General features: G+C 42.2%; 9 protein-coding genes. 7 read left to right on the forward strand and 2 right to left on the reverse strand.

Annotated features, from left to right (window positions below; translation table 11 throughout):
• Positions 1-182: 182 nt before the first annotated feature.
• Positions 183-1,850, forward strand: a complete 1,668-nt coding sequence (locus M1F25_RS17000; RefSeq protein ID WP_181488576.1) for an alpha-keto acid decarboxylase family protein — start codon at positions 183-185, stop codon at positions 1,848-1,850.
• Positions 1,851-1,914: 64 nt separating this feature from the next.
• On the opposite strand, the gene M1F25_RS17005 is transcribed toward M1F25_RS17000, so the two are convergent.
• Positions 1,915-2,943 (reverse strand): XdhC family protein, encoded by a 1,029-nt coding sequence (locus tag M1F25_RS17005; protein ID WP_110592288.1) that lies wholly within the window; start codon positions 2,941-2,943, stop codon positions 1,915-1,917.
• Positions 2,944-2,952: 9 nt separating this feature from the next.
• Complete coding sequence (locus tag M1F25_RS17010; RefSeq protein ID WP_181488578.1) at positions 2,953-3,516, reverse strand: NTP transferase domain-containing protein; 564 nt, start codon at positions 3,514-3,516, stop codon at positions 2,953-2,955.
• Between the two features lie 195 nt (positions 3,517-3,711).
• Here M1F25_RS17010 and M1F25_RS17015 point away from each other — a divergent pair, with 195 nt between their 5' ends.
• The 6 genes from M1F25_RS17015 (at position 3,712) to M1F25_RS17040 (ending at position 13,526) form a co-directional block, all read left to right on the forward strand.
• Complete coding sequence (locus M1F25_RS17015; protein WP_144140625.1) at positions 3,712-6,507, forward strand: xanthine dehydrogenase family protein molybdopterin-binding subunit; 2,796 nt, start codon at positions 3,712-3,714, stop codon at positions 6,505-6,507.
• On the forward strand, positions 6,504-7,055 hold the full coding sequence (locus M1F25_RS17020; protein WP_004260697.1) for a (2Fe-2S)-binding protein: 552 nt from the start codon (positions 6,504-6,506) through the stop codon (positions 7,053-7,055). The genes M1F25_RS17015 and M1F25_RS17020 overlap by 4 nt, the downstream gene beginning before the upstream one ends.
• A complete protein-coding gene (locus tag M1F25_RS17025; RefSeq protein ID WP_181488580.1) occupies positions 7,052-8,287 on the forward strand; it encodes a c-type cytochrome in 1,236 nt (411 codons plus the stop codon). The genes M1F25_RS17020 and M1F25_RS17025 overlap by 4 nt, the downstream gene beginning before the upstream one ends.
• A gap of 426 nt (positions 8,288-8,713) precedes the next feature.
• Complete coding sequence (locus M1F25_RS17030) at positions 8,714-11,632, forward strand: xanthine dehydrogenase family protein molybdopterin-binding subunit (RefSeq protein WP_096863307.1); 2,919 nt, start codon at positions 8,714-8,716, stop codon at positions 11,630-11,632.
• The gene (locus M1F25_RS17035; protein WP_004260707.1) at positions 11,629-12,195 is read left to right on the forward strand and encodes a (2Fe-2S)-binding protein; all 567 of its coding nucleotides are present in this window, start codon (positions 11,629-11,631) and stop codon (positions 12,193-12,195) included. Before M1F25_RS17030 ends, M1F25_RS17035 begins: the two co-directional genes overlap by 4 nt.
• Before the next feature lie 11 nt (positions 12,196-12,206).
• Positions 12,207-13,526, forward strand: coding sequence for a cytochrome c (locus M1F25_RS17040; RefSeq protein ID WP_232368696.1), 1,320 nt, complete (start codon positions 12,207-12,209; stop codon positions 13,524-13,526).
• The last annotated feature ends 93 nt before the right edge of the window (positions 13,527-13,619 follow it).

Genomic DNA, 13,619 nt, shown 5'->3' on the forward strand with positions numbered 1-13,619 from the left:
CTACTAATTTATATTAATTTATTAAATAATATATTTAATAACCCCCATTAATCTCATTATAAAATATAACACTTTCACTACTTCCCTTATTAGCTATCATGGAATTGATTTCAATAAGAATAAATAGCTAATATAAATAATTACAAATCAAGTAAAAAACAATTATTAACTGGAGAAGTTAAATGAAAGAAACTGTTGTTGAATATATTTTATCTAAGCTCTATCAATTAGGCATTGAAGATATATTTGGTGTTCCTGGTGATTATTCATTTCCTGTAAATGATAGTGTTTGTGCAAACTCCCATCAACGTTGGATTGGCAATTGCAACGAATTAAACGCAGCGTATGCTGCAGACGGATATGCAAGAATTAAAGGTGTTGCTGCACTATCAACAACCTTTGGCGTTGGCGAATTAAGCGCTCTCAATGCAATAGCAGGTTCTTATGCTGAAAGAGTCCCTATATTTCACCTTGTTGGAATGCCTCCTAGCCTAACACAAAAGAAACAGCGTATTTCTCATCACACATTAGGGGATGGAAACTATGACGTTTTTTATAAAATGAGCCAACATACTGTCTGTGCTCATGCCATTATTACCCCTGAAAACTGTATTGAAGAGGCTGAGCGGTTAATCGCATGCGCCTTACATGAACGCCGTCCAGTTTATTTTGGCTTACCTGCTGATTATGCTGTAAAGACTGTAATTAAACCATTTCATCATGTTGTTCCATTAATACCAAACAGTTGCTCAGAAACACTAAAAAATATTATTCCTTTAATCTTAAATAAATTAATAAATAGCCAACAACCTTGCATATTAGCAGGCTCAATGTCTTTGCGCTTAGGCGTAGCAAATACCTTACAAACAATCATTGAAAAAACCAAAATTCCTTATACCACGTTATTTATGGATAAAAGTGTATTAGATGAAACTAATACGCAATATATCGGGATGTATACAGGGCAAATATTAACTCCTCAAGTCACTTCATTTGTCGAAAGCAGTGATTGTGTTATAAATATAGGCACTATTCTGTCTGACTTTAATTCAGGTTGTTATACCTCTAATATTAAAATCGAAAATATAATCCATATTATGGAAGATAAAGTCATTATTGATGGCCAATGCTACAATAATATTTCCATGAAAGACGTTGTTTTAGCCTTGCAGAATAGATTGCTATCACTGCCAACCTCTTCTTTTAATCAACACAAAAGTCCTAAGGCCCAATCACTAGGTCAACCGATAGCCGTAGAAACAAACGAAATAACTGAATCATATCTATATCCTCGCTTAGAAAAAATGTTTAGACCTAATGATATAATATTTACAGATACTGGAACCTTTTCAATGGGCTTAGCATTTTCACTATTACCTAAAGGTGCATCTTTTCATTCCCAATCATTATGGGGATCTATTGGCTGGGCAACACCTGCTGCACTGGGCGCCGCTTTAGCATCCCCGTCACGTCGAGTCATCTTAGCGACAGGGGAAGGCGCTCATCAATTAACTATGCAAGAAATTAGTCAATTTGCACGATTTGGATTAAAACCCATCATCTTTGTATTAAATAATGATGGCTATCTTATTGAACGACTATTCTGTAAAGAACCTGAATATTATTATAATGATGTTGCGCAATGGAATTACGCACAACTTCCTTTAGCACTGGGATGTGACGATTGGTATTGCAAAAAAGTGACAACCTGTGATGAATTAAATGAGGCCTTACAGGCTATCGAAACACTCGATACTGCTGCTTATATAGAGATAGTCACTGACCGATATGATGCTTCAAAATATTTAATAAAAATGAGAGAAATTATTTCTTCTATTTATACCAACTAAACTAGTTTTAGGTCCTTTCGCCTTATAAAGGTCATTTAACTTTATAAGGCATGGGAATTTAACTTTAAACATCACAATACATTGAATTTGTAACCATTATTTTTTTCGTTTCACTAACATAACTAGATGAAACTACGCCATTTTTATGAGCTACAATATCCGCCATTATCGCTAATGCTATTTCGGGTGGTGTTTTGCTACCGATAGGAATACCAATGGGAGCATGGATGCGTTCTATTTCCGCCTCCGTCATCCCACCAGATGCTATAAGACGTTCACGACGACGAGCACTCGTTCTTACTGAGCCCATTGCACCAATATAAAACGCTGGGGTATTCACTGCTTCCATTAGTGTCAGGTCATCAATACGAGGATCATGGGTTAAAGAAACAATAGCGGTATTCGGTGTACAGCTTTGGGATTCCAAATAGCGAGCTGGAAATAATTTAATGACTTCAAATTGACTAGAAAGTTGCCCAGAAAAACGCGATAGCTCATCTTCACGGTGTTCACAAATGATAACCTCAAACCCTAATGTTGCTGCAAAACTAGCACAGTAAATACCTACATTTGAGATCCCAGCAATAATTAACCGTGGTGGCGCAGCAATATACAATTGAATATTATCCCCTTCCCGCTCTATTTGGGTTGGGATTTGTTGATTATTAACCGTGCTTACCTCCCCCCTTTGTGGCAACGTGATTTTTTTACTGATTGCAGTATATCCCAGTAACGCTTGATGTATCTCCGTAAGGTAACTAACACTTTCCTGACTATTCGGTAAATATTCAATTAAAACATCTAAACTACCATCACAAGGTAAATTCACTTTCGCTTCTAAACCACCGCGACCATAGCGAACAATTTGGCTGCTCTTAATGTATTCAGCATGCTGTATTCGTTGAATAAAATCTTCTTCAATACAACCACCTGATAAAGAACCAACATACTGGCCATCTGCCTTTGCAACAAGAAGTGAGCCCGGGCTACGAGGAGAGGAACCATATGTACTTAGCACCGTACACAACCATATGGGCTCTTTTTTTATCCAAGAAAGGGCTTGAGAGATAACAAAAACATCTTCACGCAACATATTCGTTCCTTAATCGTTATCAACACTCGGATAATCAATATCTTTTACAACATTTTCGTCATTTATGTCTAATTGATAAACAAGATTACGACTTAATATTGATTTCGCACCGTCATCACCTACTAGATTAATTAATTCTGTATAATGCTTTGCAGATATTCCCACTGGATGGCCTGGCAAACCATTATATATTGGCCTGACTAATGTATGCTGTTTTAATTCATTCACTATACGAGTAAATAAATGACTATTGATGTATGGCATATCCGCTAAATGAATTATCCACCCATCTAAATTAGACGTATTTTTAACACCAAATGCGATTGATTCACCTAACCCATTACTATTTATCAACGAGTATGGAATATTAAATTGTAAACAATTATTAATAACACCTTCATTCTCAGGCCGTGTCACTACATGCACAGGAAGCTCACTATCGATTGAATTTAATAGTGTTTTTTCAAAAACTGTATTTTTTTCAAGCATAAAATTTAATTTACTTCCTTTACCTCCAGCATTTTGAAAACGTTCACTTTTTCCTGCTGCCAATATTAACATACCAATATTCATAGTTTTTATTTTAAATCGATATACTGATTGCGTATCTCATAAATAAAGTATATTCAGTAAGATCACAAGAACTACTTATCATTAATTTGAAAATTATTAAGAGAAGTATAATATAAATGTGATACAAGTAATTTTTTCGATATGACTATAAAAATAAAAATACCGATGTAATAATAATAAGTGTAAGGGTGTATTATGAGCAAAAGCAATGTCGAACTCTCCCGCAGACACTTTCTAAAATGTGCCGTTATAGCGGGAATATCTGTTTATTTAGCCCCTTTGTATAGCCGTGCTTTTGATGTGCTATTCGAAGAAAAAATTCTTCAATCTCCTGACTGGAACCCGGTCGACAAACAAATCAAATTTCGTATTGATGGTTTTGCCAAAGTCCAAGGGGAAAAAGTCTTCGCCAGAGACATTCGTGCACGTGATATCCCTCACTGGCCAAAACAGCAAGGTCATGCATTTTTACTCCGCGTGACTCAAGCCGATAAAATTTACCAAGGCTTTAACCTTGATCTGCTAAAAGATGGCCTGATGCCTGACCGCATCGTAACTGCAAGTGACTTAGAAAAAGATGGCGTTGCTTTCCCTGAATTTTATGGTGATGATTTATTGCTTCCAGAAGGGAAAACTCCCGCTTACCTTGGCCAAGCCGTCGCATTATTGATTTATCATGATTTTGCTAAATTCCGTTTTGCCAAAGAAACCTTAAAATTCCGTGACGATGTTATCCAATACGGCGCAGTAACTGGCCCATTAGAACGAGACCCATGGGGAACCTACCGTGGCGTGCGAATTGGCAATGAAAATCCTTATGAGCCAGATATTTATTCAAGCCTAAAAGATATGCCAATCTCCCCTATTGGCATGAAAAAGCACTTACCCGTTTGGCCTGAAGGTCGCGAAGGCGGAAAATTAGATCAACAAGGCATGCTATATGCTGATGAGCTCGCTAAACAACTGGAAAACCCACCGGAAGACTGGTTAGTGCTCAAGCGAAAATACTTTTCTCAATCCATTGATACTGCTGCCTTAGAGCCTGATAATGCTAACGGTTGGTACGACGCCAAAACACAGTCATTCCATCTTGTTATTCCGACACAGTCCCCTCAGGAAGTTGCGGAATCATTACCAGAGATGTTGGCAAAATCGCATTTTCCAATTAAACAAATTTTCCTACACCCTTGTTTTACCGTTGGTTATGGTTCTAAAGACCACACTCCATTCCCCTATTATGGTGCGATGGCAACATTATATGGAGACGGAGTCCCTATTCGTCTAGCTAATGACCGTTATGAACAATTTCAATCTACCATCAAACGCCATGCTTTCGATATGGATTACACCTTAGCGGTTAATAAAAAAACGCATAAAATTGAAGCCCTTTCAGCTTCTTTTATCGGTGACGGCGGTGGTCGCTGTAATTTTACGCCTTCCGTTGTCATGGTCGGGGCTACTGGGGCCCAAGCTATCTATTATATTCCCCGTAGTGATTTATCTGCGGTCGGTATTGCATCAAGAGCGGTCGATGCGGGTTCAGCTCGCGGTTATGGTACTTTACAAGCCATGGCAGCAACCGATATGTTAATGGAAGAAGCCGCAAAACTCCTAAAAGTAGACCCCATCGAGTTCCGTCTTAAAAATATCATCAAATCTGGGATGAAAAATACCCAAGGGGCAATTCCTGGCGGCGCAATTCGTGCCGATGAAGTGTTAACCCACTGTGCTGCTCACCCAATGTGGACTGACAGAGCCAAACGTAAAGCCGACTTTGAAGCGAAAAATAGCGGTAAACTATTCGGTACAGGGATTTCTTGTGTGCAAAAAGACTTTGGGACAGGTGCGGAATCCTCCTTTGCTCGCGTAGAACTTACCCCCGAGGGTAAAATAGCCATTTATCATAGTGGCGCAGAAATTGGTACAGGTATGTCAACGTCCCAATCGGTGGTTTGCGCTAAATGGTTAGGAAAGCCTGCGGAACAAGCTCATTTTTCTGTTGTTGATTGGTCAATTTTACCGATGATCTCAACAGGTAACCCATTTGCTATGTCACAAGATGAGCAAAACCACTTAGCACAAAACCCATTATGGACACCGAACTACTGCTCACCTGCGAGTGCGAGTAATTCAGCCTATTATTTCACCCACAGCACAGAAGCAGCCGCACGCCTTATATTCGAACATGGGTTATGGCCAGCTGCCATGTCAATTTGGCAAGAAGGGATTGGCGGCGGACAAGCGGCCCCTCTAGTTGTTCGCCGTGAAGATGCTCGTTGGGTTGCTGAAGGCTTAACCGCTGATGGGCTTGAGGTGCTTAGCTTACCGCGCTTAATTGAACGCACTTTTGCAATGGGCGGGGTAACTGGCGCAGTGTGCCACGTATTTAACCGCTGGCAATGGGCTGAAGCCGATTTCCCTATTCAGGGTGAAACTCGCCGTTTACCGATTGATGGGCTATCACTACGATTTGCCGATAAAGAATACCAAGTTTGCCACCGCGAAAAAGCTTATTACCCTGATACACAAAGAAATAATGCCGGAGTCACTTACTACAGTGCCGTCGCTACCGTTAGCGAGCTATCCATTGATAAAGCGACTGGGCAAGTCGAATTGCTGAATCACCATAGTGTGGTGGAATGCGGTAATCTTATCGTCCCACAACTGGTTTCAGGACAAATTCAAGGTGGATTAGCAATGGGTATCGGCCATGCACTCCATGAATATTTACCTCTCTACGAAGATGGTCCCGGTAATGGGACGTGGAACTTTAACCGTTATCATCTCCCGCTTGCCAGTGATGTTGCAGTTTGGCAACAAACCAATGAAGTCCTACCAGGACTTTCAGATACTGACCCGCCGAAAGGCGTTGCTGAGGTTGTTATGATCCCGGTAGTTTCATCCATCGTCAATGCCATTGCAGATGCAACTGGTCATCATTTCTTGCATTTGCCTGTACGCGCAAAAGACATTTTAGAGGTAATATCATGAGCCTAAATTTCCTTCCCCTCACCTTAACCATTAATGGCCAACAGTATGGACCAATGGACGTGCCTGAAGGCCTCATGATGATAGACTTTCTTCATGAATATGTTGACCTAACAGGTTCTCGCCTAGGTTGTGGCCAAGGCATTTGCCATGCTTGCGTTGTTATATTAGATAATCCATCTGGTACCAGCGAAGAAATCCGCACCTGTATTACTGGTGCACATTTTTTCAATAATAAAAGCATCCGAACTATCGAAGGGGCTGCCACCAAAGAGGAAAATGGGGAGGTAAAACTATCTCCGGTTCAACAAGCTTTTGTTGAAAATTTCAGTTTTCAGTGTGGCTACTGTACCCCAGGTTTTGTAAATGCAGCGACCGTGTTTATTGAAGAACTTCAGCGAAACCCGATTGCAGAAGCAGACTTAGAAGAGGCTATCAAACAAGCTCTAAATAACCATATATGCCGTTGTACTGGTTATGTACGCTATTATGAAGCAGTACGCGATGTGGTTCTTGCGACTCCTGGTCTTATCAAGGAGGCAGTAAAATGATCAAACGAATTATTTTATGGTTGATAGCTATCGCTATCATCGTTTGGGCGGTACTGTATTGGTATGAAAGCCGTACCTTAGATGGCCCTGTACAAAAAGTGACTGCGACGCCTCAAGAAATTGAGCGAGGCCGTTACCTCACTCTTGCCGGTGACTGCGCTGCGTGTCACACCAGTGCTGATGGTGCACCATTAGCTGGTGGTTTTCCACTCGATACCCCATTTGGTACCATCTACAGCAGTAACTTAACGCCCTCAGCCGATTTTGGTATCGGCCGCTGGACAAAAGATGATTTTTATAAAGCACTGACCCAAGGTATCTCTCCACCGAGTAAAAATCTTTATCCGGCAATGCCTTATACATCCTATAAAGGGATCACTCGGGAAGATTCTGACGCTATTTACAGTTATTTGATGAGCCAGCCAGCTATTGATGTCGCGCCACCTGAAAATTCATTGCCATTCCCACTGAACCAACGCATGGCAATGATTGGCTGGAATTTATTGTTTTTTAACGATAAACCACTCCCCGATAGCTCACAAGGTAGCTCCCCTGAATGGCTACGTGGTAAGTATTTAGTTAACGTATTAGAGCATTGTGCCGAATGCCATACGCCAAGAGGAAAGCTGGGAGAAATGGATTTAGATAACTTTATGAAAGGGGGGGCTTTAGGTCGTTTTGTTGCTCCAGATATTACCCCGCAAGCGCTTGCAGGACGAGGATGGACAAAAGAAGATTTACAGCAGTTTTTCATGACTGGGCTCACACCACAAGGTTCCGCCTACAGTGATATGCACCCTGTAATTTATCTGAGTTCACAACATTTAACTCCAGAAGATAATAGTGCCATAGCCACCTATTTAATGGGCGATAACCCGCCAGCAACTTCGCCATTAAGGGTGGGGGAAGGTAATACACAAGGCCGCCAAATTTATTTAGAAACCTGCTCAGGTTGCCACTCCTATGACGGTAGCGGTAAACCGAATGTGGCGGTGGCAATGAAAGGAAATTCAACATTGCGTGATGTGGATAGCACTAACCTAATTAATGCGATTCTAGATGGTTTGCCTGAGCAAGCGTTCCCAAATAACCAATATATGCAAAGCATGCCAGGGTTTGCCAATAAGCTAAATGACCAACAAATTAGTGACTTAGTGAACTTCCTTCGTGTTCAGTGGGGAGGACAACCAGCTGATGTCACCCCGGAGCATGTTAAATCCTTACGTCAATAATGACAAAAAATGAACTATCGGGCTTGTTCGTATTTAACGAGCCCAATAGTTTTCTATTTAATAACCGAATACAAATATACTTTACATAATTAAATGCATATTGATTTAATCATTTATTAATAAGAATTAGTATCATTTAAATAAATTGTATTCTAATAAAGCTCAGTTATTTTATTCAATACTGTCATATTAAGATGACTTCAACAGTATTATTCACTTTCTTGTCTAAATCCCTTTACTCGTTCTTGATATATCATTACAGATACCCATACTATTTATGTAACTTACTGAGCTATCTGATATTAGTCATCAAATTGTGAGCAAACTTAAGCGAAATAAAACGATCTTATAATGAATGACTAAAAAATATTATTTACTTCCATTGCTCATAATAAAAACCCTAAAAATATAATCAGGGAGCACACTATGTCGGGTCATATTTCTAGACGTAACTTCATCAAACTAGGCACTATTGCGGGCATTGCTGTTATGGTCGGCAAACTCCCTTTTGCAATAGCAATGGAGCTCGATTCTGACGCCCCATCAACGGATTGGATTGGTCAAAACGGTAAAGCACGTTTTCGTTGGGATGGCGTTGAAAAAGTCACTGGCCGTAAAAATTTTGCTCGTGATTATCGCGCTAAAGACATCCCCGGCTGGCCAAAAAAACAAAGTTATGCCTTTATGTTAAAAGCGACAGAGGCAGATAAAACCTTTGAAGGCATTGATATTTCAATGTTAGGGCCAAATCTACAACCTGATAAAGTTGTTTTACAAGAAGATCTTATCCGTGATGGCTTAAATATTCCCCAAGATACCAGTATGGGGAAAGGCTTCTATGGCACCAATATTTTAGTTCCTCTAGGGGATACACCGCCGATTATTGGCCACCCAGTTGCTATCTTGATTTATCATGATTTCGATAAATATAGTGCAGCACAGCGGATGTTACGCTTTGCCACAAACACCGTAAAATACGGAACGGTGACAGGGCCAAAACCGCCCGCCAACTATGGTGCAGCACGGTACGTGCGTATCGGTGGTGACACACCACTTTCGCCTTCTATTTTTTCCCCTTATCAAGATTCAGGTATTAAAGGCGGGTTCGATGGCAATACGCCTATTTGGCCACCTTATGACCCCAAGCACGCCATTTCTATTCCCCCAGTGATCCGTAAAGATCGTGGCGGTGGCTTTATTCAAGCCCTTCATCAGGCAGAAAAAAGCCCTGATAAACAAGAAAAAGCGATGGATTACGCGCGGCAAATTGAGCAAGAAATCGCAGCGGCTCGCGAGAACCCTGATAAGTTTGTGATTGAGCGCCATGGTTTTTCACAATCCATTGACCCTTGCGCGATGGAGCCAGATAACTGTAATACTTGGTATGACGCACAAACCAAAACACTGCATATCTTAACCGCGACACAGTCTCCTGCTGGTGTAGTTAATGCTGCTGCTGAGCTATCTAAACACAACAAACATTTTTCCGTCGAAAACATTGTGTTATTAACCGGTTCTACTGTTGGTTACGGCTCAAAAGACTATTCGGTTTTTCCTTTTTATTCGATGGTCGCTAGTTTCTACGCTGATGGCTTACCTGTTCGCATGGCAAATGACCGCTATGAACAATTCCAAATGGGAATGAAACGCCACTCTATTGAGATGGATGTCACCATTATTGGTGATAAAAAAACGGGTAAGTTTGATGTATTAAAAGGCACTTATAACTGTAATGGCGGCGGTCGTGAAAACCTCTCCGTTGCCGTATCTCACGTAGCAGTGCGCGGTGCTCAGTCTATTTATTACTTCCCTAAATCTGACCTCACCGCTCTCGCCATGGCCACTCCGGCTGTCGAAGCGGGGTCAATGCGTGGTTTTGGTTCCTTGCAGTCGATGGCAGTCACTGAATTGATGGTGGATGAAATCGCTCATAATCTTAATATTGACCCGATTGAACTGCGCCGCCGTAATGCCATTTTAGAAGGTTATCCAAATACACAAGGCGGCGTAATAGCCGGTGACCCGCGCAACGTTGAAATGTTAAATCTTGCGGAAAAACACCCGATTTGGGTCGATCGTGAGAAAAACAAAGCCGATTATGAAGCGAAAAACCCCGGTAAGTTATACGGCGTTGGCTTCGCGCAAGTGCAGCAAGTTTATGGGTCTAGCGGTGTTCCAACGATTCTTTCTCTTGAATTTGATGCCAATGGCAAGCTAACAATGCGCCATTGTATGCAAGAGATTGGCACCGGTGGCACAACCGCGCAGCAAGTAATGGTATGGCAAGCACTCAGCAAAGCCCCTGATGTCGTTGAGTTTGGGGTGACTGAGTTTGAAGAACTACCGCTTAAAACCAGTTGGGCCGACCAGAAAAAACAAGATGAATTATCCAAAACTGATCCCTATTGGACACCCGCTCTAATACCTGACATGAGCTCATCAAGCGGTGTTTATTACATTGGGTTCGGTACACGCCAAGCGGGTCATTTTTTATTAGAAAATACCCTATGGCCTGCGGCCAAAAGCATTTGGAGTGAAGGCCCCGGCGGCGGTGCGTTCAACGGCTTAAATGTTGAATTTGCCGATATTCGCGTTGGCCCAGATGGTATTGGCGGTGGTGGAATGAAGCCTATTCCTTTTGACATTTTAGCCAGAAGAGCCCATGAGATGGGGCTCATCACTGGGGTTGCTGTTCACGGCTATTCCAGCTGGCAGTGGGCTCGCGCAGAATTCGATATCCCAACTGTGGGTTTGAAAAATCTCCCTCTCGATGCAATATCCGTTCGTTATGGCGAGGGTGCACCACAAGAATTGAAAAAACAAATGACAACTGGCGGTTACCATTTTATTAAACGTAAAATTGCCTACTACCCACCAACACAACGCGCCAAAGCGGACCCAACAACGGTCACGCCTGCGTCTTGTTTAGTCGAGCTCAACGTCAACACCATGACGGGTGAGGTCGATATCATGCGCCACCATATGATTATGGACCCCGGTACGATGATTGTCCCTGAATTGGTTTCAGGCCAAATTCAAGGGGGTACCGCGATGGGTATCGGCCACGCGTTGATGGAAGAATTACCACTCTATGAAGATGGGCCAGGAAACGGAACATGGAACTTTAATCGCTATGTCCTGCCACGCGCTAAAGATGTTGCGGTTTGGCAGCAAACCATTGATTACTTACCACCACTTTCAGAAACTTCGCCACCCAAAGGCATGGCAGAACTGGGGATGATCCCAATCTTACCTGCGACGAGCAATGCATTAACCCATGCAACAGGCAAGCGTTTCTATGAATTCCCTATTACGGTAGATAAAATTAAAAAGGCACTCTCATGAAAATCAACAATGCCGTTCCGATTATTGAGCGCAAGCCACTAACACTGACCATTAACGGCCAAAAAATTGGTCCTATTGATGTCCCTGTTGGGATGCCAATGATTGAGTTTCTACATGAATACCTAGACCTCACTGGCACCCACTTTGGTTGCGGACAAGGGATTTGCCATGCTTGTACCATTATGGAAATCCAGCCCGATGGCACAACGGTTGAAAGCCGGACTTGTATCTTTGGTGCCCATTATTTCAACAATAAAAATATTGTTACCATCGAAGGGCAAGCCAAACTGGATGAACAAGGCAAAGTTGTTGAATTAACGCCAATTCAACAAGCTTTTATCGAAAACTTTTCGTTCCAATGTGGTTATTGTGCTCCCGGTTTTGTCACAGGTGCAACGGTGTTTCTTGATAAACTGAAGAAAAATCCAGTGAAACGAGACCAACTCGAACATGCGATTGAAGAGGCTCTCAATGAGCATATTTGCCGTTGTACAGGTTATGTACGCTATTATGAAGCTGTGAGGAAAGTCGCTCTCGACACTCCTGGCTGCGTAATCGACTAGGGAGAAACATCATGGCTAAATCCAGCTCTCTACGTAAAAGCATTTATATTATTATCTTATTATTCATAATATTAATGCTTGCGATCCTGTTTGGCGCTTTTCGTACCTCCAGTATCGGCCCTGATTTAGATAAACCGCTAACCTCAGAAGAAGTCGCCAAATTATTGCCAAGAGGGCAAGAACTGGCAACCGCTGGGGATTGCTTTGGTTGCCACTCATTACCTGAAGGGCCATTGGCTGCGGGGGGGCGTGCTATCGGAACCCCTTTCGGTACTATTTACTCCACGAATATAACGCCTGATAAACAATTTGGTATTGGTAACTATACCCGCGCTGATTTCCATCGTGCGTTGAAAGACGGAATTGGCAAAGAAAGAGGTAATCTCTACCCTGCGATGCCGTTTGTATTTACCCATATGACCACATCGGAAGATATTGATGCACTATATGCTTATGTGATGTCGCTTCCACCAATGGCCGTGCCAAACAAAGAAAATACAGGTGTCTTTGTCCTACCCGTTCGTCCATTTATGAACTTCTGGACTTTGCTTAATTTTCCTAAACAAAATGCACCCCATGACCCGCAACGCTCTGCCGAATGGAACCGTGGCGCGTATATTGTCGAAGGTTTGGCACACTGCGGTGCTTGCCACTCACCGCGTAACTTAATGATGGGTGTCGAGTTTTCACGGTCACTTCAAGGGGGTGAAGAAGCGGGCTTAGCGATCCCTGATATCACAGCAGAAGCGCTTTCCAAACATGGCTACGATACCGCCTCTTTGAGCCAATTTTTACTGACGGGCAATGCCCCACAAGGCTCTGCATTTGCAGACATGAGCACAGTGACTCATTTTTCTACTAGTCAGATGAAAAAAAGCGATGTTGATGACATGGCGATTTATTTGATGACCGATAAACAAGGAAAAATACTCGGAGCCAAAGCCCCACCAGCGCCATTACCGGAGGCAAACTCACCAGAAGTGGGTGATGTCAGTCAAATAATGGAAACTGGTCGCTTGATGTATATGTCTACGTGTGCAGGTTGCCACGGGATCACCGGAGAAGGTGTACCAAATGGCATTCCAGCGTTAAAAGGTAATGCCATCCTAGCCATGGACAGCCCTGAAACCTTTATCAGTGTGGTATTAACCGGTATTCCAACCACCACCTTCCCGAACGGGCAGCGTATGTATGCAATGCCAAGTTTTGCCGATGATTTAACACCACAAGAAATGGCAGATTTAATTTCATGGGCTCGCGCAGAATGGGGAGGACAAGGTAAACCCGTCACCGCCGAACAAGTTGAAAAACTGAAAAAGGCGGCTCAGTAATCATTCGTCGCTTCTCTTCAAATGACTTATTTATTGAAGGGAAGCGACATTATTATTTTCATTACAATATTTGAGTAAAATCCCCATTAATTT

This window comes from Providencia sp. PROV109, from assembly GCF_033681625.1.
Lineage (GTDB): Bacteria > Pseudomonadota > Gammaproteobacteria > Enterobacterales > Enterobacteriaceae > Providencia > Providencia hangzhouensis.

Bases quoted from the DNA above. Each gene is read 5' to 3' on its own strand.
- M1F25_RS17000 (WP_181488576.1), top strand. From the start codon at position 183: ATGAAAGAAACTGTTGTTGAATATATTTTATCTAAGCTCTATCAATTA.
- M1F25_RS17005 (WP_110592288.1), bottom strand. From the start codon at position 2,943: ATGTTGCGTGAAGATGTTTTTGTTATCTCTCAAGCCCTTTCTTGGATA.
- M1F25_RS17010 (WP_181488578.1), bottom strand. From the start codon at position 3,516: ATGAATATTGGTATGTTAATATTGGCAGCAGGAAAAAGTGAACGTTTT.
- M1F25_RS17015 (WP_144140625.1), top strand. From the start codon at position 3,712: ATGAGCAAAAGCAATGTCGAACTCTCCCGCAGACACTTTCTAAAATGT.
- M1F25_RS17020 (WP_004260697.1), top strand. From the start codon at position 6,504: ATGAGCCTAAATTTCCTTCCCCTCACCTTAACCATTAATGGCCAACAG.
- M1F25_RS17025 (WP_181488580.1), top strand. From the start codon at position 7,052: ATGATCAAACGAATTATTTTATGGTTGATAGCTATCGCTATCATCGTT.
- M1F25_RS17030 (WP_096863307.1), top strand. From the start codon at position 8,714: ATGTCGGGTCATATTTCTAGACGTAACTTCATCAAACTAGGCACTATT.
- M1F25_RS17035 (WP_004260707.1), top strand. From the start codon at position 11,629: ATGAAAATCAACAATGCCGTTCCGATTATTGAGCGCAAGCCACTAACA.
- M1F25_RS17040 (WP_232368696.1), top strand. From the start codon at position 12,207: ATGGCTAAATCCAGCTCTCTACGTAAAAGCATTTATATTATTATCTTA.